The sequence below is a fragment of the Gemmobacter sp. 24YEA27 genome, assembly GCF_030052995.1.
Taxonomy (GTDB): Bacteria; Pseudomonadota; Alphaproteobacteria; order Rhodobacterales; family Rhodobacteraceae; genus Pseudogemmobacter.
Window position 1 is genome coordinate 116,502 of sequence record NZ_JASJPW010000003.1, and the last position, 25,144, is coordinate 141,645.

30 protein-coding genes and 1 pseudogene are annotated in these 25,144 nt (G+C 62.9%); 17 read left to right on the forward strand and 14 right to left on the reverse strand.

The window, feature by feature from the left end:
• Positions 1-46: 46 nt before the first annotated feature.
• Positions 47-1,051: an ABC transporter substrate-binding protein gene (locus QNO18_RS20610; RefSeq protein WP_283179397.1), complete on the reverse strand. Its 1,005-nt coding sequence runs from the start codon at positions 1,049-1,051 to the stop codon at positions 47-49.
• 173 nt (positions 1,052-1,224) lie between these two features.
• Between QNO18_RS20610 and hisN the strand changes: the two genes are divergently transcribed.
• From hisN to QNO18_RS20625, 3 genes are all read left to right on the forward strand, one after another.
• Positions 1,225-1,995 carry a histidinol-phosphatase gene (gene hisN / locus QNO18_RS20615; protein WP_283179398.1) on the forward strand — a complete coding sequence of 257 codons (771 nt, stop codon included), beginning with the start codon at positions 1,225-1,227 and terminating at the stop codon, positions 1,993-1,995.
• A 17-nt stretch (positions 1,996-2,012) separates the two neighbouring features.
• Positions 2,013-2,807 (forward strand): DeoR/GlpR family DNA-binding transcription regulator, encoded by a 795-nt coding sequence (locus QNO18_RS20620; RefSeq protein WP_283179399.1) that lies wholly within the window; start codon positions 2,013-2,015, stop codon positions 2,805-2,807.
• 89 nt (positions 2,808-2,896) lie between these two features.
• Positions 2,897-4,339, forward strand: coding sequence for a phospholipase D-like domain-containing protein (locus tag QNO18_RS20625; RefSeq protein WP_283179400.1), 1,443 nt, complete (start codon positions 2,897-2,899; stop codon positions 4,337-4,339).
• A 116-nt stretch (positions 4,340-4,455) separates the two neighbouring features.
• On the opposite strand, the gene QNO18_RS20630 is transcribed toward QNO18_RS20625, so the two are convergent.
• From QNO18_RS20630 to QNO18_RS20645, 6 genes and pseudogenes are all read right to left on the reverse strand, one after another.
• On the reverse strand, positions 4,456-4,899 hold the full coding sequence (locus QNO18_RS20630; protein ID WP_283179401.1) for a TspO/MBR family protein: 444 nt from the start codon (positions 4,897-4,899) through the stop codon (positions 4,456-4,458).
• Between the two features lie 144 nt (positions 4,900-5,043).
• On the reverse strand, positions 5,044-5,361 hold the full coding sequence (locus tag QNO18_RS20635) for a hypothetical protein (protein ID WP_283179402.1): 318 nt from the start codon (positions 5,359-5,361) through the stop codon (positions 5,044-5,046).
• A 91-nt stretch (positions 5,362-5,452) separates the two neighbouring features.
• Positions 5,453-5,806 (reverse strand): uracil-DNA glycosylase family protein, encoded by a 354-nt coding sequence (locus tag QNO18_RS25785; protein ID WP_349293920.1) that lies wholly within the window; start codon positions 5,804-5,806, stop codon positions 5,453-5,455.
• Positions 5,689-6,549, reverse strand: coding sequence for a TIGR03915 family putative DNA repair protein (locus QNO18_RS25790; RefSeq protein ID WP_349293913.1), 861 nt, complete (start codon positions 6,547-6,549; stop codon positions 5,689-5,691). Before QNO18_RS25790 ends, QNO18_RS25785 begins: the two co-directional genes overlap by 118 nt.
• A 5-nt stretch (positions 6,550-6,554) precedes the next feature.
• Positions 6,555-6,872 (reverse strand): hypothetical protein, encoded by a 318-nt coding sequence (locus tag QNO18_RS25795; RefSeq protein WP_349293914.1) that lies wholly within the window; start codon positions 6,870-6,872, stop codon positions 6,555-6,557.
• Positions 6,869-8,097: pseudogene (locus tag QNO18_RS20645) on the reverse strand (putative DNA modification/repair radical SAM protein). Before QNO18_RS20645 ends, QNO18_RS25795 begins: the two are co-directional and overlap by 4 nt.
• A gap of 386 nt (positions 8,098-8,483) precedes the next feature.
• Between QNO18_RS20645 and QNO18_RS20650 the strand changes: the two are divergent.
• From QNO18_RS20650 to QNO18_RS20670, 5 genes are all read left to right on the forward strand, one after another.
• The gene (locus QNO18_RS20650) at positions 8,484-9,407 is read left to right on the forward strand and encodes a branched-chain amino acid ABC transporter permease (protein WP_283179403.1); all 924 of its coding nucleotides are present in this window, start codon (positions 8,484-8,486) and stop codon (positions 9,405-9,407) included.
• Positions 9,397-9,735: a hypothetical protein gene (locus QNO18_RS20655; RefSeq protein WP_283179404.1), complete on the forward strand. Its 339-nt coding sequence runs from the start codon at positions 9,397-9,399 to the stop codon at positions 9,733-9,735. The genes QNO18_RS20650 and QNO18_RS20655 overlap by 11 nt, the downstream gene beginning before the upstream one ends.
• 40 nt (positions 9,736-9,775) lie before the next feature.
• Positions 9,776-10,231, forward strand: a complete 456-nt coding sequence (locus tag QNO18_RS20660; RefSeq protein ID WP_283179405.1) for a branched-chain amino acid ABC transporter permease — start codon at positions 9,776-9,778, stop codon at positions 10,229-10,231.
• Positions 10,232-10,382: 151 nt separating this feature from the next.
• Positions 10,383-11,141 (forward strand): ABC transporter ATP-binding protein, encoded by a 759-nt coding sequence (locus tag QNO18_RS20665; protein WP_283179406.1) that lies wholly within the window; start codon positions 10,383-10,385, stop codon positions 11,139-11,141.
• Positions 11,141-11,839, forward strand: a complete 699-nt coding sequence (locus tag QNO18_RS20670) for an ABC transporter ATP-binding protein (RefSeq protein WP_283179407.1) — start codon at positions 11,141-11,143, stop codon at positions 11,837-11,839. The genes QNO18_RS20665 and QNO18_RS20670 overlap by 1 nt, the downstream gene beginning before the upstream one ends.
• A gap of 21 nt (positions 11,840-11,860) precedes the next feature.
• On the opposite strand, the gene QNO18_RS20675 is transcribed toward QNO18_RS20670, so the two are convergent.
• Positions 11,861-12,841 carry an AraC family transcriptional regulator gene (locus QNO18_RS20675; RefSeq protein ID WP_283179408.1) on the reverse strand — a complete coding sequence of 327 codons (981 nt, stop codon included), beginning with the start codon at positions 12,839-12,841 and terminating at the stop codon, positions 11,861-11,863.
• Between the two features lie 276 nt (positions 12,842-13,117).
• Here QNO18_RS20675 and QNO18_RS20680 point away from each other — a divergent pair, with 276 nt between their 5' ends.
• The 3 genes from QNO18_RS20680 to QNO18_RS20690 all read left to right on the forward strand — a co-directional run bounded on the left by QNO18_RS20680 (position 13,118) and on the right by QNO18_RS20690 (position 16,181).
• Positions 13,118-14,356, forward strand: a complete 1,239-nt coding sequence (locus QNO18_RS20680; RefSeq protein WP_283179409.1) for a flavin-dependent oxidoreductase — start codon at positions 13,118-13,120, stop codon at positions 14,354-14,356.
• 112 nt (positions 14,357-14,468) lie between these two features.
• Positions 14,469-14,897 (forward strand): cupin domain-containing protein, encoded by a 429-nt coding sequence (locus QNO18_RS20685; protein ID WP_283179410.1) that lies wholly within the window; start codon positions 14,469-14,471, stop codon positions 14,895-14,897.
• A gap of 114 nt (positions 14,898-15,011) precedes the next feature.
• Entirely contained in the window at positions 15,012-16,181 is a 1,170-nt protein-coding gene (locus QNO18_RS20690) for an ABC transporter substrate-binding protein (RefSeq protein WP_283179411.1), read from the forward strand.
• A 194-nt stretch (positions 16,182-16,375) separates the two neighbouring features.
• On the opposite strand, the gene QNO18_RS20695 is transcribed toward QNO18_RS20690, so the two are convergent.
• Positions 16,376-16,888 carry a hypothetical protein gene (locus QNO18_RS20695; RefSeq protein WP_283179412.1) on the reverse strand — a complete coding sequence of 171 codons (513 nt, stop codon included), beginning with the start codon at positions 16,886-16,888 and terminating at the stop codon, positions 16,376-16,378.
• A 409-nt stretch (positions 16,889-17,297) separates the two neighbouring features.
• On the opposite strand from QNO18_RS20695, the gene QNO18_RS20700 reads away from it, so the two are divergent.
• The 6 genes from QNO18_RS20700 (at position 17,298) to QNO18_RS20730 (ending at position 21,685) form a co-directional block, all read left to right on the forward strand.
• On the forward strand, positions 17,298-18,518 hold the full coding sequence (locus tag QNO18_RS20700; protein ID WP_283179413.1) for an acyl-CoA dehydrogenase family protein: 1,221 nt from the start codon (positions 17,298-17,300) through the stop codon (positions 18,516-18,518).
• A 1-nt stretch (position 18,519) separates the two neighbouring features.
• The gene (locus QNO18_RS20705; RefSeq protein ID WP_283179414.1) at positions 18,520-18,708 is read left to right on the forward strand and encodes a hypothetical protein; all 189 of its coding nucleotides are present in this window, start codon (positions 18,520-18,522) and stop codon (positions 18,706-18,708) included.
• Positions 18,684-19,058, forward strand: coding sequence for an NAD(P)H-dependent oxidoreductase (locus tag QNO18_RS20710; protein ID WP_283179415.1), 375 nt, complete (start codon positions 18,684-18,686; stop codon positions 19,056-19,058). The genes QNO18_RS20705 and QNO18_RS20710 overlap by 25 nt, the downstream gene beginning before the upstream one ends.
• A 32-nt stretch (positions 19,059-19,090) precedes the next feature.
• The gene (locus tag QNO18_RS25800; protein ID WP_349293915.1) at positions 19,091-20,335 is read left to right on the forward strand and encodes an alpha/beta fold hydrolase; all 1,245 of its coding nucleotides are present in this window, start codon (positions 19,091-19,093) and stop codon (positions 20,333-20,335) included.
• Positions 20,336-20,420: 85 nt separating this feature from the next.
• Positions 20,421-21,233, forward strand: coding sequence for an MFS transporter (locus tag QNO18_RS20725; protein WP_283179416.1), 813 nt, complete (start codon positions 20,421-20,423; stop codon positions 21,231-21,233).
• Positions 21,209-21,685 carry an MFS transporter gene (locus QNO18_RS20730; protein ID WP_349293916.1) on the forward strand — a complete coding sequence of 159 codons (477 nt, stop codon included), beginning with the start codon at positions 21,209-21,211 and terminating at the stop codon, positions 21,683-21,685. The genes QNO18_RS20725 and QNO18_RS20730 overlap by 25 nt, the downstream gene beginning before the upstream one ends.
• 51 nt (positions 21,686-21,736) lie before the next feature.
• Here the strand turns inward: QNO18_RS20730 and QNO18_RS20735 are convergent, their stop codons facing one another.
• The 5 genes from QNO18_RS20735 to QNO18_RS20755 all read right to left on the reverse strand — a co-directional run bounded on the left by QNO18_RS20735 (position 21,737) and on the right by QNO18_RS20755 (position 24,886).
• Positions 21,737-22,219, reverse strand: a complete 483-nt coding sequence (locus QNO18_RS20735) for a hypothetical protein (protein ID WP_283179418.1) — start codon at positions 22,217-22,219, stop codon at positions 21,737-21,739.
• Between the two features lie 329 nt (positions 22,220-22,548).
• A complete protein-coding gene (locus tag QNO18_RS20740) occupies positions 22,549-22,785 on the reverse strand; it encodes a hypothetical protein (RefSeq protein ID WP_283179419.1) in 237 nt (78 codons plus the stop codon).
• A 150-nt stretch (positions 22,786-22,935) separates the two neighbouring features.
• Positions 22,936-23,064: a hypothetical protein gene (locus tag QNO18_RS20745; RefSeq protein ID WP_283179420.1), complete on the reverse strand. Its 129-nt coding sequence runs from the start codon at positions 23,062-23,064 to the stop codon at positions 22,936-22,938.
• 20 nt (positions 23,065-23,084) lie between these two features.
• Complete coding sequence (locus QNO18_RS20750; RefSeq protein WP_283179421.1) at positions 23,085-23,399, reverse strand: MarR family transcriptional regulator; 315 nt, start codon at positions 23,397-23,399, stop codon at positions 23,085-23,087.
• A gap of 758 nt (positions 23,400-24,157) precedes the next feature.
• Complete coding sequence (locus QNO18_RS20755) at positions 24,158-24,886, reverse strand: metallophosphoesterase (protein WP_283179422.1); 729 nt, start codon at positions 24,884-24,886, stop codon at positions 24,158-24,160.
• Positions 24,887-25,144 lie beyond the last annotated feature (258 nt).

Genomic DNA, 25,144 nt, shown 5'->3' on the forward strand with positions numbered 1-25,144 from the left:
GAAGACGGGATGCGGAAAAGGCCCCGCATCCCACAGATCAGGTGTCTCAGCGCCCGACGGTCTCGCGCCATTTGGTGAGGATCGCGTCACGCGCCTCGCCCGAAGCTGCGAAATTCATCGGGAACAGCACCGAGGAAAGATCGTCGGGCAGACCGGCTTTTTCGGCCTGGGGCGACCGCGGCACGCCGGGAATGGTGACCAGATCCTTACGCGCTGCATAGGCCTCGGCCGCGCCCTCGCCCAGCGTCCAGTCAAGGAAACGCTTCGCATCGTCGGGATTTTTCGCCGAAGCCATCAGCCCGTTGGCTTCCAGCTCAAATCCGGCGTAATCCGACGGGATCACCATCTGGATCGGATAGCCCTCATCAATCCCCTGCATCGCCACGTAGGAAAGCGATGCCCCGATGGCGAATTCACCCGCCTGGGCCATGCGGCAGGGCCGCGAGCCAGAGGTGGTATATTGTGCCATATTCGGGTCGATATCCTTGATCAGCTGCCAGCCGGCCTCATCCCCCGCGCCCTGCAGGATCGCGGCGATCTGCAGATAGCCGGTGCCCGAAGAGGACGGATCAGGCATCACCACCTCGCCCTTATAGGCGGGGTTCTTCAGATCTTCCCAGGAGGTGGGGACCGGTGCGCCGAGCTGGGCCAGACGTTCGGTATTGACGCAGAAAGCGCCGACATAGCCCGTGGGCGCGAACCAGCGTCCATCCTTGTCGCGGAACTGTGTGCCAAGGGCGTCCTCGCCTTTGGCGTCATAGCCCGCAAGCTGGTCATAGATCGCCGGGTTAAGCATATTGGTAACGGCAAAGCCCCAGATCACATCGGCCTGCGGATTGCCGGCCTCTGCGATCAGCCGTGCGCCCAGGTCGCCGGTCGAAAGCCGCAGCAGGTTGACGGTGACATCCGGCATATCGGCGGCTGCCCGCTCCAGGTAGGCGGCAATCTCGTCTTCTTCCAGCGCCGAATAGACTGTGATCTCACCCGCCAGTGCCGGCAAAGCCGCCACCCCGAGAGCAAGTCCGGCAAGAAGTGAAATAGTATTCTTCATAAGCCTTCTCCTGTTGATTGGTTTTATTTTTCAGAAACGGTAACGCAGGCTTGACGATGTGGCAATCTGTGCATTTGTGCTATATTGAGGTTTTTTAAAAATGATCATTCCAGCACAGGAGTTGTCCGGACATGGTTACAGCAGCGCCAGGAAATCGGACAATTCCGGCCGAAATGGCTGATTATGCGTTCAAAATCGCGACCGAGGCCGGAAGGCTGGGGATGCAATGGTTTCGCAAGCCGGTCTCAATTGACATCAAAGAAGACCAGAGCCCCGTCACCGAAGCGGATCGCGCGGTCGAGGCTTTGCTGCGCGACAGACTGCGCGCGGCTTTTCCGGAACACGCAATTCTGGGCGAGGAATTCGGCCTGGAAGGCCAGTCCGGCGTTCCGACCTGGGTCGTCGATCCGATTGACGGCACCCGCAGTTTTATCACCGGCTGGCCGATCTGGGGCACCCTGATGGCCCTGATCTCCGGTGATTGTCCGCAGCTCGGCATCGTGCATATGCCGGCCCTCGGCGAGACCTGGGTCGCAAGTGCGGGCAATGGCTGCCGCTTTCACGGCGCCGACGGAACAGACAGTGCCGCGCGCAGCAGCAGCTGTGAAGACCTGGCCCAGGCGCGGTTCTACACCACCTCGCCTGACTATTTTGACAGCAGCGAACGCCCGCATTACGAGGCGATCCGCGATGCATCCCGGGTTCAGCGTTTCGGCGGCGACTGCTATGGCTACGGCTTGCTCGCCTCGGGACATATCGACCTCATTGTCGAAAGCCGCCTGCAGCCTTATGACTTTCTTGCCATCGCGCCCGTGGTCACCGAGGCTGGCGGCGTTATCACCGACTGGCAGGGTAAAGCATTGACCATTGGCTCCGGCGAGCAGGTCATCGCTGCCGCAACGCCCGAATTGCATCGCGAAGCCCTGGCCTTTCTGAACAGCTAACAAAAGGTCTTCGCCCCATGTGGCAGGCAAAGCGTCATCAGCGGATCCGCGCCCTTCTGGAAACTTTTGGTCAGGTCAGCATCGACAGGATCGTCACCGAACTTGGCGTCTCACGCGAGACGGTGCGGCGCGACCTGAAAGAGCTGGAAGATGCGGGGGCCCTGCGGCGCATTCATGGCGGTATCGTGCCGTCACATGCCGAGAATGAGGCGCCATATCCTGAACGGACCCGCCAGAATCTGCGCGAAAAGCGGGCGATTGCCGGGGCCTGTCTCGGGCTTGTCAGCCCCGGCCAGACCTTGCTGATTGACGCGGGCAGCACCACCGCCTGCCTCGCCGGACAACTGGCCGGGCTGAGCGGCCTGCTGGTCTTCACCAATTCGGTCGAAGTCGCCAATCATCTGAGCACGGCCACGTCGCGCGCCCGCCAGAACCGCGCCATCATGTTTGGCGGCGATTTCATCCCTGCCCCCGCTTCGACCTGTGGCATGACGACCCTTGCCGCAATCGCCAATGTGCGCGCCGACATCGCGTTTTCATCGCCCTATGGGCTGAGTGCGGCGGATGGCGCGACCAGCATGCTGGTTGAAGAGGCCGAGATCGCGCGGGCTGTCTTTGCCAGCGCCACGCGCCGGATCCTTTTGGCGGATGGTTCGAAACTGGGGCGCTGCGGGCGTATCTCTTTTGCATCGGCCAGTGAACCCGACCATATCATCATGGACGCAGCCGTGCAGGAACATCCCCATTTCGCGCTGCTGCAGGAAAAAAGCGGCAACCGCATCATTTGCGCGGGGGCAGATATGCCGCAGTGACGCGCTGAAGGCTGACACCCCTGCCGGTTGTGAGGGAACCTCTGCCAGGCCCGGGCGTTGCCGATATGATGAATGCGGTGTGAGGGAATATGTCCGAAAGCACACTGCTGCGACCAGGTGAAACCTGCTGGAGGGTCGAGGCCGCGCAGCGATTTGCCTTTGTCGTTGATGGCGCGGATTATTTCGTATCCCTGCGCAAGGCGCTTCTTCAGGCCCGGCATTCGATCATGCTGGTGGGCTGGGATTTCGACACGCGGATCACCTTTGGCGACAGCAATGACGGGGGGCCCGAGCGGCTCGGGGATTTTATTCTCTGGCTGGCGGATCGGACGCCGTCGCTGGAGATCAGGCTGCTTCGCTGGGATACGGGTGCTTTCAGGGCGATGCTGCGCGGCAATACGATCTTCACGATTCTTCGCTGGAAGGCGCATCCCCGGATCACGCTGAAGCTTGACGCAAAGCACCCGCTGGCCGGATCGCATCACCAGAAGATCGTGGCGATTGACGACAGTATCGCCTTTGCCGGCGGCATTGACCTGACCATGCAGCGGTGGGACACGCGCGACCATCTCGATGATGATCCGCGCCGTGTCAGCCCGGGCGGGCGGCCCACGGATCCCTGGCATGATGCAACCAGCGCCTTTGACGGGGACGCCGCGCGGGCGATTGGCGATCTGGCGCGGGCGCGCTGGCTGACAGCCACCGGAGAAAGGCTTGAACCCTGTTCCCAGTGTCACGAGTGCTGGCCCGAAGGGCTGGCGACGTCGTTCACAAAGATGCGGCTTGGTATTTCGCGGACCATCCCGAAGATGGACGGGCAGGAACCGGTCCATGAGATCGAGGCCTCCTGGATCGATATGATCGTGCGGGCAAAGCGGATGATCTATGCCGAAAGCCAGTATTTCGCCTCGCGCAGGATCGCGCACGCCATTGCCGAACGGCTTGCAGAGGCGGACCCGCCCGAAATCGTCATCATCATGCCGCATACTGCCCATGGCTGGCTGGAACCGCTGGCGATGGACACCGCCCGCGCAAAGCTGGTCGAGGCGTTGCAGCGGATCGACCGCCACGGCCGTCTGCGCATCTGGCATCCGGAGACAGCAGGCGGGCAGCCGATCTATGTCCATGCCAAGGTCATGGTCGTGGATGATCAGATCCTGCGGGTCGGATCCTCGAATTTCAACAACCGCTCGATGCGGCTCGACAGTGAATGCGATGTGATCCTTTCGGCGGATGAACCGGGAAATGAGGATCTGAAGGATGAAATCGCGGCGCTGCGCAATGATCTGCTGGCCGAGCATCTGGGCGTGACTCCTGCGGAGGTTGCCGCCAGCCTGGAGGCGACCGGCTCGCTGATCGCCACGGTCGGGGCGCTGCGCGGTCCAGGTCGCAGCCTCGTCCCGTATGAGATCCCCGACCTCTCCGCCATCGGGCATGGCTCGCCGAGAACGAGATCCTTGACCCGAACGGTCCGGACGAGATGTTCGAGAGCCCCTCAAAGCGCGGGATCTTCAAAGGGTGGGAACGGCTGAAAAGCCGCTTCCGCCGCCCGAAATAGGGTCAGCGGTAGCTGACTGTCTTCGCATAAGGTCGATGATCCGCACCGGTTTTCCTGCCCGGGTGCGGCAGTGGTACTCCGCGCCTCGGCTCAGTTCAGGCGCCAGATCGCGACGTTGAGCAGCGAAGCAAAGGCGACCCAGGCGATGTAGGGCAGAAACAGGAGGGCTGATATCGGCTCTTTGCTCCTGGCTCTCAGACTGAAGGCGACCAGCGTCGCGAGCAGAGCAAGGATGATGACCAATGCGAGTGCAATGTTTTGCAGGCCGAAAAAGGCCGGCGACCAGGCGAAGTTCAGCCCCATTTGCAGGATCCAGAGCCAGCGGAGCGGCTGATCCGGTGTTTTGTCAAAGACCCTCCAGCCGACGAGGCCGATCAGAACGTAAAGGGCGGTCCAGACCGGGCCGAAAACCTGGTTTGGAGGGTTGAAGCCGGGTTTCACGAGGCTCTCATACCAGGCGCCGGGGATGTTGAACCAGCCGATCAGCAACCCGGCCACGACCACCGGCACGATGAAAAAAAGCGGTCTCAGCATGGTTGGTCGCGCTCCTTCGGGCAGGCCTGGTCGCGAGGACATAAGGATGCGGCCCGCGTGTAAATACACGGGCCGCGTTAAGCCGGGGAGGGACAGGGGGAGGGGAGAGGCCCGGCCCCGGCCATCAGTTGCCGACGGCAGGCGTCAGCGCCGGCGATCACCGGCATAAAGTCCTGCCAGCACAAAGCCCGCTGCAACGCCCATCAGGCCAACGGAGGTCAGAACGGTTGCCGTTGTGCCGGGGTTTTCGCGCATCGCGCCCACCGTAAGCTGGGCCTGTTCGCGAACCTGCGACGCAGCCTGCCGTGCCCGGCCTTTGCCTTCCTCGAAGGCATCTTCCGCGTCATCCATCGCGTCTGACGCCCGCGACGCGAGAGATTTGCTCATTCTGGAAACTTCTTTCTTCAGATCGGTGATCTGCTTCTCCAGATTGGCGCGGATATCGTCTGCTGCCTCTGCCATCATCAACGCTCCTTTTAGAACAAGTAAACGAACTCATACCTGTTCAACGTCAAAGCGGCTCGCAGGTTCCCCTGGATGACGTCGCGTTCACTCAGGGGTGATGGCGCGCCGTCGCAATATCGGCTGCAAGGTCTTTGGTCATCCGGGCCCGGGCCTCAGGGTCCCCTTGCCGAAGGATCGCCGAGGGATGCCAGGTGATCAACACCGGCCCGCCATGGAGGCCGGTCTCGATCTGCCCGCGCCGGGCGGTCATCGGGTCATCCCTGCCGGTCAGGGCAAGCGCCGCCGTGGCACCAAGCGCCAGCACAAGATCTGGCCGGATAAAGCTCAGCTCCAGCCCGAGCCACCAGCGGCAGTGCAGGATCTCCTGCCGGTCGGGGTCTGATGCAGGCGCTGTTTGCCGCGCGGGCTGAATTTGAAATGCTTTACCGCATTGGTAAGCCAGACCGAAGCCGGGTCGAGGCCTGCCGCTGCCATGCTGTGCCGCAAAAGCTGCCCGGCGGGGCCGATGAAGGGGCGACCCTCCAGATCCTCGCGGTCGCCGGGCTGTTCGCCGACCAGCATCAGGCGGGCGGTCGCAGAGCCTTCTCCCCAGACGGTCTGAGTAGCCGCCTCGCACAAACCGCAGCGACGGCATTGCAGCGCCGAACGCTGCGCCGCCGTCAGTGTCTCTGGCAGATCCTGGGCTGCGGGCATCGCGGCGCGGTAGCGGGTCGAAACAGCGGCGGCACCGGGGCGCGGCGCGCTGGCCGCCGCCTCGCGCATCCGCTGCACCCGCGCCTCTGCATCCTTCAGCATATCGGGGATCAGCCGTGTCTCGGGCAGGTTCTTCCAGTATTTCTTCGGCATCTCCGAGCGCATCGCATCAAGCTTCACCCGTGCCGGATTGAAGATATTGGCGAAATAGGTGGCCCAGAGGCTTTCTGACGCATCTTCGGGAAGATCGGGACGCGCCCCGCCGGGATGAAAGGCAAGCTGCCCCGCCTCGAACCGGGCGGTCAGGCGCGGCGTGGCGATCATCCAGTCCATATCGGCAAAGCGTTTCGCGAAAAAGTTGCTGCCGGGTTCCAGCGTATTATGCCCGGGCTCGAACCAGGCCGCAAAACGGCGTCTGCCCTCAGAAGGCAATTCGCGAAACCGCACGAAAGCGTGCATCTTGTGGATATCGCGGCCCACGGCCTTTGCCATCAGGGTCAGCCGCCGCCCCAGCGGATCGGTTTGCGACAGAGGCTCCCTTCGCGCGCGTCCAGCCGCCAGAGCGCCTGATAGAGCAGGGCGACCCGCTCTGGCGCAGAATGCCAGATGACAGAGCCTGCCAGTTTCACGAATTGCTCCGGCACCCGTGCCTGATGCGGGCCGGGGCTGTCCGGCAGCGGATCGGCCGCGAAAAGCCCGGCCCCACCGGTCCAGTCGATATCGCCGGGAGGGATGCGGTGGCTGATCGCAAGCCGCGCCGCCTGCCGCCAGGCTGCGAACTGCCCCTGATCGGGCAGGGTGACGGCAAAGCTCATATGAGCAACAGCTGCTCTGGCGGTGGTGCGAAACGGGCGCGCAGGCCGGCGCTGTCGGTCAGCCCGCCCGGCGACCAGCCCGGGGCCGTGATGAAGGGCCGCGCCTTTTTCATCAGGGCGCCCATTCGCACGAGATCCTCATAGCGTAAGCCGCGCGAGCGGCGCGCCGCCAGGATGCGGTCGACCGTACGGGTGCCGAAGCCTGGAACCCGCAACAGCATATCCTTCGCCGCCCGGTTCACATCCAGCGGGAAGAGCCCGCGATGCTGCAGCGCCCAGGCCAGTTTCGGGTCGATCTCCAGATCCAGATGCCCGGCATTGGTCCCGGTCGCGATCTCTTCGGCGCTGAATCCGTAAAAACGCAGGAGCCAGTCTGCCTGATACAGCCGATGTTCGCGCAGGAGCGGCGGCTGAACCAGAGGCAGGGCCGATGACGCATCAGGGATCGGCGAGAAGGCCGAGTAATAGACCCGCCGCAGCTTGTAGCCGGTGTAAAGCCGGGTCGAGCTTTGCAGGATCGTCACATCGTCAGTGCCATCCGCGCCGATGATCATCTGCGTCGACTGGCCCGCAGGGGCAAAACGCGGCGGGCGCCTGCCGGTCAGGGTTTTCTCTTTCGCCGCCTCCCCCTCGAGCCGCACCTGCGCCATGGCAGAGCGTATCGTCTCGGGGCGTTTTTCCGGAGCGAAGCGGCGCACCGAGGCATCGGCGGGCAGTTCGACATTGATCGAGAGGCGGTCGGCATAAAGCCCTGCCTCGCGGATCAGATCGGGGCTGGCATCGGGAATGGTCTTGAGATGGATATAGCCCTGAAGCCGTGATCCTGGCGCAGGACCCGCGCGATGCGGGCCATATCCGCCATGGTCTGATCGGGCGAACGGATGATCCCCGATGACAGGAACAGCCCTTCGATGTAATTGCGCCGGTAGAATTCCAGCGTGAGCGAGACGACCTCATCGACCGAAAACCGCGCGCGCTCGACATTCGATGACACGCGGTTGATGCAATAGGCGCAGTCGAAGATGCAGAAATTGGTCATCAGGATTTTTAAAAGGCTGATGCAGCGCCCGTCGGGCGTGTAGGCGTGGCAGATGCCGGCGCCGCCCGAAGACCCGATACCACCCTTGCGGGAATCACGCTTCTCGCCTCCGCTGGAAGCGCAGGAGGCATCATATTTTGCCGCGTCCGAAAGGATCGCCAGCTTGTCCTGAAGGGGTCTTGCCATGTGCGCGACAGTATATGTTCACCATATGTTCGTCAATTTCCTCTCTGCCTTATGAGCTGAAATGTGACTGGCGGCCCTGGAGAGCGACCGCCCTATCCGCCAGGTACCACAAATGGCCTTGCCGCACGCACCGCGCCGGGGATTTTTCCCCCAGAGCTGAAAAACGCCCTTCCGGGGCCCTGCCCGCATGTAAAAAATTGTGTGGGGGGCCGCATTCCGATTGAATCGAGATGTTTCGTATATAAAATAAATTGCAGAACCGGCGCGGCATGACGCTGGAAGCGAACTGCAAACAGAGAGGAAGCCTTGATGATCAGAGCTTGCGGCGATCCGGCCGGGGCGCGCGCTCCCTGTGGCAAGGCGACCTCCTGGCAAGGAGGGCTCGTATGAGCACCCTGCTTTTGCTGCAGGTCATGAATGGCGTTCAGTTCGGGATCCTCCTGTTCCTTGTTGCTGCCGGCCTGACGCTGATCTTCGGGATCATGGATTTCATCAACCTTGCCCATGGCGCGCTTTACATGGTCGGGGCCTATCTGATGGCGACTTTTGCCGCGACAACTGGCAATTTCTGGCTTGGGCTGGCGCTGACCCTGCCGGCGATGCTGGTGGTGGGTTTGTTGCTTGAGTTGGGGATCTTCCGAAAGCTCTATCAGCGACCGCATCTCGATCAGGTGCTCGCGACCTTCGCGCTGGTGCTGATCACCTCTGAACTGGTCAAGATGATCTGGGGCGCGGCGCCGCTGAACGTCCCGATGCCCGAGAGCCTCTCGGGATCAATGCCGCTGGCCGGACCGATGCGCTTTCCGGTCTACCGGCTGGCGATCATCCTGGCGGGGCTCGGTCTCGCGCTTGGGCTCTGGTATGTGATCGGGCGCACAAGGCTTGGGATGCTGCTCAGGGCCGGGGCCTCGAACCGCAATATGGTCTCGGCGCTTGGCGTTGATATCTCACGCCTTTTCACCGTGGTCTTCGCCTTTGGTGCCATGCTGGCCGGATTTGCAGGGGCCATTGTCTCGCCCATTCTCTCGGTCGATCCGGGGATGGGAGATTCGATCCTGATCCTTGCCTTCGTGGTGATCGTGATTGGCGGCGTCGGCTCGGTCCGGGGCGCCTTTATCGCCGCGCTGCTGGTCGGCATCATCGACACGGTCGGGCGGATCTTCGGGCCGATGCTTTTGAAAATGGCCTTTGACCCGGCAGTGGCCAATCAGCTGGGCCGTACCCTTGCCCCCATGCTGGTCTATCTGCTGATGATCGCCATTCTTTGCTGGCGCCCGAACGGGCTTTTCGGTCGGAGCCATGCCAAATGACCCAGACGCCTTCGCACATACCGCGCAGCGGCGACCCCCGCATCCGCATCGCGCTTTGCATCTTCGCGGGCCTTGCCATCGTGCCGCCGCTTCTGAACCTTGCCGGCTGGACTATTACACCTCGGTCGTCACGCGGATGATGATCTATGCCATCGCCGCGCTGTCACTGGATCTGATCCTGGGCTATGGTGCGCTGGTTTCCTTTGGCCATGCTGCCTTTTTCGGGATCGGCGCCTATGCGGCGCTGTTCCTGCAAACAAGGGGGATCACCGATTTCTTCCTGCATCTTGCGGGGCAAGCCTTGCGGCCACCGCCTTCGCGCTCGTGACCGGGGCGATCGCATTGCGCACGCGCGGGTCTATTTCATCATGATCTCGCTGGCCTTCGGCCAGATGGCGTTCTTTTTCTTCATCTCGCTCTCGGCCTTTGGCGGCGATGACGGGATGAGCCTGTCGCGCGCCACCCTGTTCGGGCAGGACTTCCTGCGCAGCGAGGTTACGCTGTTCTATCTGGTCCTCGTAATCCTCGTGGTGATCTTCGGCTTCCTCTGCCGCCTGACCCGGTCGCGCTTTGGCCGCGTGCTGATCGGCACCCGCGAAGACAGCCTCCGGATGGAGGCAATCGGCTACCGGATCATGCCCTATCAGATGGTCGCCTATGTGATCTCGGCCGTGATCTGCGCCATTGCGGGGGTGCTGATCGCGAACCAGCTGCAATATGTCTCGCCAACGCTGTCAAGCTGGCAGCGTTCGGGTGAATTCATCATCATGGTCGTGCTGGGCGGCGTCGGAAACCTCGTCGGGGCGCTGGCGGGTGCCTTCTGACCATCGGCCTGGAAGAGGCGCTCGCGCGGTTCTCGAACATTGGAAGCTCTGGTTCGGCATGCTGCTTCTGGCGGTCGTTCTGTTTTCGCCCGTGGCCTGACCGGCTTGTGGAGCGCGTCAGCGGGCGCGTCACCGGCAAGGGAGATGACAAATGAGCCAGCCCCTGCTTGAAGTCACGTCGCTGCGCAAATCCTATGGTGCGCTTGCGGTCACCAATGACGTTTCGCTGAAGGTCTTTCCCGGTCAGATCCATGCGATCATCGGGCCGAACGGGGGCGGGCAAGACCACGCTGATCTCGCAGCTTTCCGGCCAGCTTGCGCCGACAGTGGCGAGGTGCGGTATGATGGCGAGGTGATCACCCATCTCGACATGGCGGGGCGGGTGCGCCGTGGCCTTGCGCGGTCGTTTCAGCTGACGCGGATCCTGCCCGGGCTGTCGGTGCTGGAAAATGTCGCCATCGCGGTTCAGGCGCGGACGGGATCCTCCTTTCGTTTCTGGCAGGTTGCCGCCCAGGAGCGCGCGCTGAATGACGAGGCCATGGCCTGCCTGACCGAGGTCGGGCTGGACGCCCAGGCCCGGCGGCTGGCGCGCACCCTGTCGCATGGCGAGAAACGCCAGCTAGAGATCGCGATTGCGCTGGCGACAAAGCCGCGTCTTTTGCTGCTGGATGAACCCCTTGCCGGCACCGGCCCGGAAGAGGCCGAGATCCTTATCGCGCTGATGCTGCGGCTGAAATCCCGCGTCACCATGATGCTGATCGAGCACGACATGAGCGCGGTGTTCCAGCTTGCCGACTTTATCTCGGTGCTGGTTTACGGCGAGATTGTCGCCGGCGGCACGGCGGAAGACATCCGCAATCACCCGAAGGTGCGCGAGGCCTATCTGGGCGAAGAAGAGGAGGGCGTCTGATGCTGCTGGTCGAGGATCTCGAGGCCTCTTATGGCGACAGCAAGGTGCTTTTTGGCATGTCGCTTGCGATTAACAAGGGCGAAGTGGTCACGCTTCTGGGCCGTAACGGCATGGGCAAAACCACGACGATCAACACGATCTTCGGTCTCGTAAAACCACGCGGGGGCCGGATCTCGGTGCATGGCCGCGATGTCGCCGGCCTTTCGCCGCACAAGATTGCGCGGATGGGCCTTGGGCTGGTGCCCGAGGGGCGGATGATCTTCCCCAATCTCACCGTCGCCGAAAACCTGATCGCCACCGCCCATTCCGGCGGAAAGAAAGGCAAATGGACGCTTGAGCGCGTCTATGGCCTGTTTCCGCGCCTGAAAGAGCGGGCGTCGAATATGGGCAACCAGCTCTCGGGTGGCGAACAGCAGATGCTGGCCATCGGGCGGGCGCTGATGACCAATCCCGATCTTGTGGTGCTGGACGAGGCGACCGAAGGGCTCGCGCCGCTGATCCGCGATCAGATCTGGGATTGCCTTGCGAAACTGAAAGCGGAAGGCGAGGCGATCCTTGTCATCGACAAGAATGTCGATGCGCTGACCCGCTTTGCCGACCGCCATTATGTCGTGGAAAAGGGCCGGGTTGTCTGGTCCGGCACCACCCAGGCGCTGAAAGACAGCCCCGCGATCAAGGATCGGTTTCTCAAGGTCTGAGGCGGGTCAGCGCCCCGTAAGTCAGCGCTGCGCGTGGCGGCGCGACAGCTCGGAGGGCGGCGCCCCGAAGCGGCGACGGAAATCGGTGGCGAAAGCGCCAAGATGGTTGAAGCCAAAGCGCAGCGCCAGATCGGTGATGCCGTTTGGCGGGCAAAGACCGGCCTCGATCTCGGCGCGCACCCGTTGCAGGCGCATCTCTTTCAGGGCCGCCAGCGGCGTGGTGCCGCGCTTGTCGCGCATCAGCCGGTGCAGGCTGCGCACACTTATCCCAACCGCCTGCGCTATCGCCGCCGGATCGATCACCTGGTCGAGATGGCTGGCCATGAACGCCTCGGCGCGCAAAAGCATCCTGTCACTTTGCGACCTGGTGTCCTGCGACCGGACAGCCGCCGGCATATGGGCTTTCAGCGCGCGGGCGATGGCGCCGGTCAGGCTTTGCTCCAGGCCAAGCGCCAGCGGGCTGTCGCCAACCAGCACCCCGGATTCCAGTTCCGTCAGAAGATATTGCGCCAGCCGCCACAGCTGCGCCCCTTCCGGCGTGGCCAGCGAAAGACTGCCCGAGGGCAGCGGCCCACAGGCCAGCGCCGCGATCTGCGGCGCGCTCAGATCAACAATCAGCATCCGGCTGTCCTGGGAGAAATCCAGATCCAGCCCGGTTGGCGCATCGACCACCTGGGCCTCAAGACCCGAGCGGAAGCTTTCTTCCCCCCGTCGTCCGCTGCGCGCGAGGAAGGTGCCACCGACCGGGATCTGCAACAGCGAAATTGCCCGGTCCGGTGCCACCCTGACCGAAGCGGGCGCCCCCAGGCGCACCGCTGTCAGCCCCAGCCCATTGACCCGCTGATGCAGAATCTCGGTCCGGTATCCGCGCCGCGCCTGCCCCCGCACCCGACAGGGGCGCAAGAGGTCAGACATCACCGCCTCGAATTCCTCGAGCGAGCTGCTGCGCTTCCACAAAGGCGGCGGCGACCGTGGCGGCAAGGGCGGCGGCAAGCTTTGCATTTACGCGATCAACCGGGTCAGTGAGGGGCGGAATTTATTTCAGGCTTATAGTTTCCGACGGCAATTCAACCATGGGCCGGGCGGCTTTTGCAAAAGCTTTCTGCACTGGGCGCCGCTGACCGCGCGTGCCTGCGGGAAAAAGCGTAGCAGATGGCGCTCTGCTGATAGTCTGGCGCTGTGGCGATAGCTGGCGCGGCCCTTGCCCTCAAGCATCGGCCCAAATGACGGCCGCAGGCAATACCAGCAGGCAGCCGCGACGGGGAAGTGAGGAATGACATGAATGTATTGGTGAGTGGGGCCGGAATTGGCGGGCTGACGCTGGCCCTGATGTTGCAGGCGCGCGGCATCTCCTGCCAGATCTTCGAGGCCGCCCCCGAATTGCGCGAATTGGGCGTCGGCATCAATGTGTTGCCACATGCGATCCGCGAACTTGCCGAGCTGGGCCTTTTGCCCGAGCTGGACCGGATCGCCATTCGCACCAGCGAATTGCGCTACCAGACAAGGCAGGGCCAGGAGGTCTGGCGCGAGCCGCGCGGTGTCGAGGCCGGCGGCGACTACCCGCAATTCTCGATCCATCGCGGGCGGCTGCATAATATGCTGCGCGAGGCGGTGCTGGACCGGCTCGGGCCGGGGGCGGTGCATCTCTCGCATCGCAGCACCGGCTTCCACCAGGATGCGGATGGAGTCAGGCTGGAATTCGACACTGGCCTGTCAGCGCAGGGCGATATTCTGGTCGCGGCGGATGGGGTGCATTCGCCGATCCGCGCACAGCTTTACCCGAACGAACCTGGCCTGAAATGGAATGGCGTCATGATGTGGCGTGGCGCGGTTGAGACCGATGCGTTTGCCGATGGCCGCACTATGATCGTTGCGGGCGGCTTTACCTATAAGCTGGTGCTCTACCCGATCGCGCCCGGATCCGCGCCCGGCAAGGTGCTGATGAACTGGGTCGTAACTTACCGCCCCGGCGCCGAGGGCAGCCCGACCCCGAAGCGCGAAGACTGGAACCGCCAGGGCACGCTGGAAGAGCTGATCCCGCATGTGCGCGCTTTTGATGTGAATGTGATCGACCTGGAGGCGCTGGTGCGCGCCACGCCGGTCTTCCTGGAATATCCGATGTGCGACCGCGATCCGCTGCCGGGATGGAGCCATGACCGTGTGACGCTGATCGGCGATGCCGCGCATCCGATGTATCCGGTGGGATCAAATGGCGCGAGCCAGGCGATCCTTGACACCAGAGCGCTGGCGGATCTGCTGGTGGGCGCGACAACAGCGGATGCCATCCGCGCGGCACTTGCCGCCTATGATGCGGCGCGCCGCCCTGTCACCGCCGAGATCGTGCGGCTGAACCGGCTTGGCGGCCCCGAAGGGCTGATCGACGAGGTCGAGCGCCGCGCGCCTGATGGCTTCTCCGATCTCGACCAGGTGATCACGCCTGAGGAACGCGCCGCCATCGTGCGCGGCTATGCTTCGACCGCCGGTTTTTCGGATGACCAGACCCGGAAACGCCAGTGAGGCGCAGAAATAGCTTTACACACAAAATTTTTAAATCTGAATGAGATGAAGAAGGAGATCGAAAGATGACCACCCCGACCTATCCGCTGCCGCCCGTTCCCATGCCCCCGGTGTGGTGGCCGGTGACGATGGCATCAAAGGCATCGTCTGGAACATTCTGGGCCAGACCTATACGCCGAAATCCTGCAGCGAAAGCTCGATGTCCTGGCATGCGGTTTTCCCGCCCGGCACCTTCGTGCCGCATCACATTCATTTCACCCAGGATGAATTCGTCTATATCCTCTCGGGCGAGCTTGAGGCCGAGGTCGGCGGCAAACTGCGCCGTGCGGGCCCGGGCGATCTGGTTGTCCTGCCGCGCGGCATCGCGCATGGGCTTTTCAACCGGTCGGATTCAGATGTGGTCGCGATGTTCTGGGTTTCCCCGACGGCAAAGCTGTGGGAAATGTTCTCTTTGATCCATAATGTGCCGGACCCGGCCGAAGTGGTGCGGATCGCCGGCTTCCACGAGCTGGAATTCGTGCCGCCACCGGCGCTTGACTGATCAAAAGACCTGACGGCGCGCGTCTGCCTGGCGCGCGCGTCCACCAAAAACTGGCCGCCAAAATACCGGCCACCCAAAAACACTGGGCGCCAACAGGCCCGATGGAGGTAGTAAATGAATAAAGTGAAAGCATCCCTGCTGGCTGGCAGCATCCTTGCCGGGTTCGCATCCGTGGCCAGGGCCGATGATGATGTGGTCCGGATCGGCCTGATCTACACGCTGTCAGGACCGGCGGCTGTTCTGGGCGAACAGGCGCGCGACGGGTTCCAGCTGGCGCTTGACGATCTGGGCGGCCAGATCGGCGGCAGGCAGGTCGAGCTGATCATTGTCGATGACGAACAAAAACCCGAAGTCGCCGTCAGCCGCGCGCGCGAGCTGGTCGAGGGCAATAAGGTCGATTTCGTGGTCGGCCCGATCTTTTCCAACATCCTGAACGCCATCATGCCACCGGTCACCGAAGGTGGCGCCTTCCTGATTTCGACCAATGCCGGAACCTCGACGCTGGCGGGCAAGGAATGCAACAAGAACCTCTTCGTCACCTCCTATCAGAATGACCAGATCCACGAGGTCTCGGGCAAGGTCGCCCAGGATCGTGGCTATCAGAATGTCTATCTGCTGGCGCCGAACTATCAGGCCGGCAAGGACGCGATGGAGGGCTTCAAGCATTCCTATAAAGGCGGCATTGCCGATGAGATGCTGGTCCCGCTGGGGCAGCTGGATTTCTCGGCCGAGCTGGCGCAGATCGCCGCGACCGGCCCGGATGCGATCTATGCCTTCATGCCGGGCGGCATGGGCGTCAATCTGGTCAAGCAGTTCAACCAGGCCGGCATGAGCGGCATTCCCTTCCTCTCGGCCTTTACGGTGGATGAATCTACCCTTCCGGCACAGCAGGATGCTGCGCTTGAGATGTTTGCCGGGTCGAACTGGGCGCCTGATCTCGACACGCCGCAATCACTGGCCTTCACCGATGCCTTTATCGCCAAATATGACAAAGTCCCCGCGACTTTCGCGATGCAGGCCTATGATGCGGCGCTGCTGATCGACAGCGCGGTCAAGGCGGTGGATGGCAAAATGTCAGACCGGGACGGGCTGCGCAGCGCGATGCAGAAAGCAGATTTCACCTCGCTGCGCGGCGATTTCTCGTTTGGCAAGAACCACTTCCCGATTCAGGATTTCTACCTGACCAAAGTGGTGAAGCGTGAAGATGGCCGCTATGCCACTTCGGTTGTCGAGAAGATCTTCGATGACTACCAGGACACCTATGTCAATGACTGCGGATTGTAAGCCGCAGCATCGGACAAGACTTCAAAAGACCGCCCCTCGGGCGGTCTTTTTTGCTTCTGCCCCCGGGCCAGATCGCCGCGCCTAATGCAAAAACCCCTGGCGCAGCAGGGCAACGGCAAGGGCCGTGCGATTGTCGGCCCGCAGCCTTTGCGCGAGGCGCTGGACATATTCCTTGATCGTATGTTCGGAAAGCCCTACGGCCCGGCGATTTCCTTGTTCGAAAACCCCTCGCAGACCAGGGCTGCGACCCGCGCCTGCTGCGGTGGCAGATCGCCCGCGACACGGGTGCGCCGCACCAGCGAGCGCAAAGCGATCCCGGCGCCCCGGCACAGAAAAACCAGCTGCTCGCGCGCCTGGGGCGTGAAAGGTCCGGTGCGTTGCAGCGTGGCCGTATAGATGACGCCCATCGTCGCCTCGTCGATCGGGATCAGCCCGCACATATTATGCCCAAGCCCCCATGAGCTGAGCAATTCACGCAACCCGCTGCGGGCCCAATCCGCCTCGCCAAGACAGGTCCGGCCATCGGTGACGGGCACCTGCGTGCTCAGCTGCCGGATCAGCGGATCATCGGTGCCGTAAAGCGTCGCGTAATCTTCCAGAAAACCACCCGGCACGCCGCTGGAATACAGCAGATCCGCACGCCGCTGCGCAAAAGATAGATCCCCATCCCCGAGGCACCACAATGCCGTTCCAGCGCCGCATGACATTGCTCGCCGAGCACCGGGATCGAGGCCGCAGAAATGACCCCATCAGCTCCGCAGCACTGAGATCGGCAGAGAAAGGCGCAGCGGTCATGGGTCAGTCCGAAAGTGCGGCCGAAGTGGCCTGCGGCGCACAGCTTCGGAGGAGAGGGTGATTCGGTCAATTCAGTCTGCACCTTTCATGATCATTCGGGTGTAAAAATTTCGCAGTCAAAGCATTCCTGCCGCAACCCTGCCACAACAGCCCCCCTGTTCGGGGGATTGAGGCGGGCCAGCCCCAACCGCCAGGATCGTCCGACAGATCGGCCAGTCACCGCCCGCGCGGCGCGTCAGGCCGATTTGCGCAGTTATTAAAAAGCGGCCAGCCCCGGCACGGGGTGCAGATACGAGCCGCGCGCTACAGAGAGGGATCCGGATGAATATCAATGTGACAGCCACGCCGCCGACCGCGACAGAGCTGATGGCGCGGGCCGAGGCGCTTTTGCCACTGATCGAAGCGCAATCGGCTGAAGCGGAACGGCTTGGGCATCTGACCGATGAGGTCGTGGCCGAATTGCGCAAGGCCGGGCTTTTCACCATGCTCTATCCCCGCGTGGTCGGCGGCTCTGAGATCAGCCATTTCGATGCGATGCTGATCCATGAAAAGATCACTTACGCCCATGCTTCCGCCGGCTGGTACATCGGCGTGAACAATATGGAAGGCACCACCATGGCGGTCTATATTGACCAGGCCGGGGTGGATCTTGTCTTCGCAAAAGGCGTTGATATCACCATCGCCGGCAATGGTGTGCCGCGCGGCTTTGCCCGCAAGACCGATGGCGGTTACATGATCTGGGGCCAATGGGCCTATGGCAGCGGCATCCAGCACGCAGACTGGATCCATACCGGCGCCTTCCTGGTGGATGAGGCGGGCGAGATGATCATGGGCCCGGGCGGGCCGAAAGTGATCATCGCCCATCACCCGCGCGACACGATCGAGCTGAAGGGCAACTGGGACGTGCTGGGGCTGCGCGCCACTGGCAGCTTTGATTACGCCGTCAAAGAGGGGACGGAGATCTTTGTCCCCGATGAGATGGTCTATGATTTCGATATCGAGGCGCCTTTGCGCGGCTCGCATCAGGGCACGATCGGGCTTGCCGGCTTCAGCGCCTGGGCCCATACTTCCTTCGCGCTTGGCACCGGGCGGCGGATGCTTGATGAGCTGATCAAGGTCATCGTCCCGCGCCGCGATGCCTTTGGCCCATCGGCCCAGAGCGCCAGTTTCAGGTTCCAGTTCGCCCAGAACGAGGCCAAATTCCGTGCCATGCGGGCACTGGTGCTGGAGTCCTGGAAAAGCGCCTCTGACACGCTGGAGGCCGGACAGCCGCTCAGCCAGCATCAGATGACGATGATCAAGCTCTGCCTGCGTTACAGCCATGATGTGATTTCTGACATCGCGACCTTTGCTCATCGCGCGGCGCGCGGCGCCTCGCTGCACAATACGGTCATGCAGCGGGTGTACCGCGACATTCACGCGGGCACCCAACATATCCTGATGTCGGATCAGATCTTTGAGGAATGCGGCCGCGCGCTGATGGGCACCACCGATCCCAATGCGCCCTGGACGGTGTTCGGTGTGGCAGACGGGGGCAAATAAAGTGCCCCCCGTCCTCGCGTTTTCCGCAACAAGCTGGCGCCCCGCCAGCCCGCGCCGCCTCATTGAGGCGGCGGTCGACCGGCTGGACCGCTTACACGGGATCGGGGCCGAGACCTGCGATCTGCTGGATGCCGGCCCGGCATTGCCGCCTTTCGTCGCGAGGAGATGGGCGCTGACGCCCAGGCTCTGATCGCGCGGATAGAGGCGGCGCCCGCGCTGATCATCGGCTGCCCGGTGTTTCAGGGCGGCTATCCGGGGCTCTTCAAGCATCTCTTCGACCAGATCCCGCCGGGTGTCCTGAAAGGCCGCCCGGTGCTGATCACGGCCTGCGGTGGGGGCTTGCGCCATGCGCTGGTGGTCGAACATCAGCTGCGCCCGCTTTTTGGCTTCTTTGAGGCGCTGACCATGCCCACGGCAGTCTATGCCTGCGCGCCGGAACTCGACGCGGACGGCGCTCCGACCGGGGCACTGGCGCAACGGCTCGAAACCGGCGTGGCCCAGCTCGCCGCATCCTTGCGCGAAATCCGCTGCGCCGCCTGAGGCGCGGCCCCACCAATATCACAGGAGCAGACATGTCTGACCCGCTCTCAAATCAGATCGCCGGTTTTGCCCGGCAGGATCTTGTCGTGAATGGCATCCGCACTGCCGTTCTGACCCTCGGGCAAGGGCCCGATCTCGTCTTTCTGCATGGCACCGGCACCTTTACAGGGTTCGAGGCCGCACGCCACTGGGCGGCCACGCATCGGGTGGTCATCCCCTTCCATCCCGGCTTTGGCCTCAGCGAGGATGCGCCAGGCATCACGACCATCGAGGATATGGTCTTCCATTACATGGCGCTGTTTGACGCGCTGAAGATGGAGCAATTCGCGCTGGCGGGCTTTTCGCTTGGCGGCTGGATCGCGGCGGAATTCGCGGTGCGTCAGCCCGGGCGGGTCTCGGGCCTCGTGCTGATCGCGCCGGCCGGTCTGATCAGCGAGGCCGCTCCCGCACCGGCGATGACCTCGATCACCCCGCCCGAGCTGCCGGCCTATCTGGCACATGACCCGGCAAAGATCCTGCCGCTGTTCCCTGCCGCACCGGATCCGGCTTTCGATGCGGCCCTCGGGCGCGAGGTTGGCGGCTTTCTGAAACTCTCGGCACCCCATCCCGAAGGGAACCCGGATCTGGCACGCAGGCTCTGGCGTCTGACGATGCCGGTTCTGCTGCTCTGGGGGGCAGAAGACCGGTTGCGACCGACCGGCCAGGCACAGGACTGGCTGGGACAGCTGCCCGGGGCCGAACTGGCGCTGGTCCCGGCGACCGGTCACCTCGTCCTGGAAGAAACGCCTGAAAGCGCCGGCCTCGTGACCGGTTTCCTCGCCCGCGCAAGCGCCGCCATGCCCGGCGGCATCACCGCGCAATCGGGCGCCTGGGAGGGCGTGACCTGGAACATTCTCGGCCAGACCTATACGCTGAAACAGGCCGGGCCTGACAGCATGGCCTGGCATGCGATCTTTCCGGCCGGCACCTTCGTTCCGCCCCATATCCATCCCGATCAGGATGAATTCGTCTATGTTCTGAGCGGCGAATACACCATCCGCCTCAGGGATACCGAACAAAAGGCCGGACCCGGCGATCTGGTGGTGATGCCGCGTGGCATCCCGCATGGGATCTTCAACCTCTCGGGCGCTGAAGCCACCTGCCTGTTCTGGGTCGCCCCGACCCGTGATCTGCGCGCGCTTTTCGAGGCGATCCATCAGGTGCCGGACCCGGCCGAAGTGGTGCGCCTGGCCGCGCTGCACAATATCCACTTCCTGCCGCCACCCGCCGGGGCCTGACCCCGGCGCCCTCTCCCGCGCCGGGGCGGGAGGGGGGGCGGCCTGAACCCGGCGAAAAAAACAAAAACCAACAGGGACTGATGAAATGACAACATGGGACAATCTTGCCCCGCCTGATCAGGCAAGGATCAGGCGCTGGCAATGGGGTGTGCTGGCGCTCGGGCTGTTTTGCGAGATCATGCTGGCGGCGGACTGGTATGGTCTGGCCGCCGTTCTGCCCTTCCTCTCGCCCGATCTCGGGCTGGATGAGGCCCAGGCCGGCTTTGCCCAGGGCATTTTCGCACTGACCTACGGGCTTGGCATGGTGGTCTGGTCGGCGCTCAGCCGCGACTGGTCGGCGCGGGCGATGTTGCTGACCGGGCTGATCGGCACCACCATCGGCATGGGTCTGCAGATCTATGTGCAAAGCTATGGGCAATTGCTGACGCTGCGGCTGATCATCGGCTTTTTCGACGCGGGCGTCTTTATCGGGGTGATGAAGCTTTTGCTGGCCTGGTTCCCGCCGGCGCGGCGAGGGCTGGTGGTCGGTCTGATCCTTGCGGCCTATAGCCTTGCGATCACGCTGGATTTCGCCATCGGGATTCCGCTGACCATCAGCTATGGCTGGCGCAATTTCTTTGCGATCCTGACCTGCGGCACCGCACTCGCGGCGGCGCTGGTGCTTTTGTTTGCCAAACCCGGCCCGGCGGCGCTTGGGTCAGCCTTTTCCGGGTTCAGATGGTCTGGCGAGCCGCCAAACCCGATAGACCGGAGCTCGCCTCGATCTTCCGCAAGCCCTGGGTCTATATCGCGGGCTTCGGCATCGCGTCCTGCACCTTTGCCATCGCGGGCACGGCCACCTGGGTCGTGCCGGCCTTTATCTCGCATCAGGCAATGCCCGAGGCCAGCGCCGCGCTGATCGGCACGCTGATGGGCCTGTCGCAGGTGGTCTTTCTGGTGATAGGCGGGCTTATGGCCGACAAAGGCGACAAGCTGAAGCTGATCCGTGTCTCGGTCATCATGGCGATCCTCACCGGCCTGATGTTTCTGGCCGCAACGCTCTGGGCGCTGCCCTTTGCGGTTCTGGTCCTTATGGCGGCGATCAGCGGCATTGCCGTGATCGGCGGCGGCGCGATCTTTGCACTGATCTCGGACACTTACGCCCCTGCGCTGGCTTCGGCTGCGATCGGCTATGCCGAGGTCTTCGGCATCCTGTCGAGCTTTGTCGCGCCCACAATCATGGGGGTGATCATTCGCGGCAGCGGCGGTTTTCCGATGGCTTTCACCGCCTTTGTCATTGCCGAAGCGCTGTTCTTCATCGTGCTGATGACGCTATGCGCAAAGCGGCGGCTGCCGGTGGCAAGCCTCTGATCGAAACGCGAAAGCCCGGCCGTGTGGCCGGGCTTTTCAAATAGCACTCCCTCAGGCCGGCAGATCCAGCAGCGCCGCGACCAGCGGATGATCCGGCTGCGCCAGCCCGTCGGTCACATTGAAATGGTGGCGATTTGGCTCGACCACCGCCCTTGTGGCCACGCCGAGCCCGGCCCAGATATTCGCAATCAGCGCATTCTGGCGCAGGAATTCCGAGGTCTCCATCGCGCCGACCCAGGCCGTCAGCCGCGTTCCTGCCAGGGGCAACTGCAAGGCCGGGCTTTCCGAGACCGCCTCTTCCGCGTCAATTGCAAGCGTCGCATTGCGCCAGATATTGCGCATGGGCCGCAGGTCATGCAGCCCTGAAATCGACAGCACCGCCGCGATCCTGTCGCGCAGCTCCGGCGCCAGCGGCGTATCCTCGCAGACCATCCGCGTCACCAGATGGCCGCCCGCTGAATGGCCCACCAGTCGCAGTGGGCCCGCGATTTTCGCCGCAGCCGCCGTGATCGCGGCGCCGATCTCCTGCGTCATCGTGCGGATCCTGGCCTCGGCGCCAGTGTGTAGCTCGGGATTGCGACTGCATAGCCCTGCGCCAGCGGCCCGGCAGCAAGATGTGACCAATAGCTCTTGTCGAGCGCCATCCAGAAACCACCATGCACGAAGACAACAAGCCCCTTCGGCTGGGTGGCGGGCGGAACAGGTCAAAGACCTGCCGCGCGCCGGGGCCGTAGCGCAGATCCGCCTCCAGCAGGCCTTTTGCAGCCATGTCTGCACGAAATGCCGCCGCCGGCTCGACCCAGACACCCGGCCAGTCTGCGCCGCGCGGGATATTGGGCGCATTGTCGTAGACTGCGTTCCAGTCAGAGATGTGATACCACATCGGTAATCCTTTCAATGGGTGTTTCAAAGGTGCGCTTCAGCGGGCAGGGCCGGGTCCGGTCGCCTGCACCCCTTTCCACCATCTGGCCTGTCAGTTCGACCGATGCATCGAGATGTTCGGGATATATGGAGGTACTAGGCAGGAAGACCGGCATACCGGGTTCGGTCAGCAGATCATCACTGGTAAAGCCGTCAGTATGAGCCGTCGCGCCAGGCATGGCGGTCTCCGCGATCATGAGCCTGTGAGTATCATGCGAAATGTAGTTAAACTACTTCAAGCTTAAATTATATGGGCGCGTAAAATATTTGCCATCTTGCCGCATACGGGGAAGAGACGACAGTTCTGACCGGGCTTCGCGCACGCGATCTCAGACCGCGCGGCCACAGCTGTGGCGCAGGTCCATCATGATCGCGATGCCCCGCGCAAGGTCATGTTCGGGGATAGCCGCGAAAAACTCGTCGATCCAGCGGTGATGCTGCTCCAGCATCCCCGTCATTTTTGCGCGCCCGGCCTCGGTCAGCGAGATGCGAAAGGCACGGCGGTCGTTTCTTCGTTCTGCCGCAGCGCCATACCATCCGCGACCAGCCGGTCCACAATGCCGGTGACATTGCCATTCGACACCATAAGCTGCTGTGACAGATCCGTCATCGTCAGCCCCTGCGGTGCGGCATGCAGCGCCGCGAGCACATCGAACCGGGGCAGTGTGGTGTCAAAACTGCTGCGCAGACGGCCCCGCAATTCGGTCTCGATGCTGCGGACTGATTTCAGCATCGAGACCCAAAGCCGCAACCTTTGTCGGGCGAGTTCACGGTCTTCGACGGGATCGGCCATGTTCATTCTCACATCCAGCTGCGATCCTTTATGTCTCAAATTTTTCGGCCAGGCAAACCAATCGGGGCGTATGGCGTGGCGGCTCCCCGCAGTTTGCCACGTCGTGGCCTGCACGAGGGTTTGCCTCAGAAACGTCGATGCTGACAATTCCTCCCATATTCTTCTCTCCCCGGCTTGCCATGCGGGCCCGACGCCCTTCATTCCGTTCAGGCCTCAAGAAGGGTGAGGACGATCCGACTATGTTGCGGTCCTGAAGACCCAGGCGATCTTCGATCCGATCCCCACTGACATCGAGGTTCTTAACAAATCCCCGTGGCAAGCCAAACCAACGTCCGGCCCGGCACGGACCATAAGACAAGCGACGAGTGTGACCATGGGTGACAGCATCAAACTCGGGACAGTGAAGCTTAAGACAGCGCTGGTGACCGAGTTTATTCAGGGCAAAATTACGGTGGCCGGGGAGAAGGGAAGTGCCGGGGCTGCGCCTCATGGCACAAGACGTCAACCGACGGGTCCCTGAGCTCCAGGTCTGTATCGCCGTATATTAACTGCTGCGCCGCGCCCGGCATCCCTGTCACAGAGATGGTGAAACAGGGCTATGCGGGCTCTATATCGCCAGCTTGACTGCGGCGGATACGCGTGTGGATTTCACCTTCCTGAGTGGCAGCCGTGGCGATTTCGTCAAGCGCCACCACCTTTGAGAGGCCGGTTCTGAACGACGGGGCCATAAGCCGCGCAAGCGGTCAGGATCCGCCGGATTACGGGGTGACGGCGATCATCAGCCGTTCGGTTTCGGGCAGGTCAGGGTCGATCACCGCGAAACTCAGCCGGCCGGTCGCATAGGCGCCGGTATCCAGTGCGATCCGGCCGGCATGGGCAAAGGCACGGTCCATCACCGTATGGCCATGCGCGACCCAGATCCCGTCGCGCCGCAGGATGCGGCCGAATTCCCGGTGCCCCCATTGCAGCACCTGCGGCTCCTGATCGGTGACCGGACGCTGCGGGTCCATCCCGGCATGGGCCGCGGCCAGAGTGCCGCTTTGCCAGTATAGCGGCAGGGCCCGCAGCCAGGCGATCATGTCTTCGCCCAGCCTGGTCCGGATGCCGTCGCAAAGGGCCTCGGGCCGGTCGGGTTCCAGCCCAAAGCTCGCCAGCATCTCGACCCCGCCATGTTTCAGCCAGGAGAGGCCCTTTTCCGGCTGGTCGAGAAAATCGAGAAACATCGCCTCATGATTTCCCGAAAGTGCGATGGCGCCTTTCGCGACCTCTTCGCGCACAAGTGTCAGAACCCCTGCGCTGTCCGGGCCACGATCGATCATATCTCCCAGAAAGATGATGCGGGCATTGGGGAAATGTGCGTCCCGCAGGGTCAGAAAACGTTTCAGCAGATCGCTGCGGCCGTGCAGGTCGCCCAGAAGGCAGACCGGTTCGTCCGGGCAGGGCGTTAGCAGGCCCGGACGGATGGTCGCAGGCCCGGCCGCGCTCAAGGCGCGCCTGCGGGCAGGGGCGGCGGCGCGTCTCAGAAAGGAAAACACCATTGCATTTACATCCAGGATCTTCGCCCCAGATGCCATGAGCGGGCGCCGGAAATCCAGACCAAAGACGATCTGTTGTGGTCACACCAGCCTGATAGTCCTTACCTCAGGCCGGCGCGCGGGCTGCGGCTTTCACATGCGCTGCGAACAGGGCCGGCAGATGAATCGCAGCGGCAACATGCGGGGATGTCAGGCGCATGGCTTTGGTCT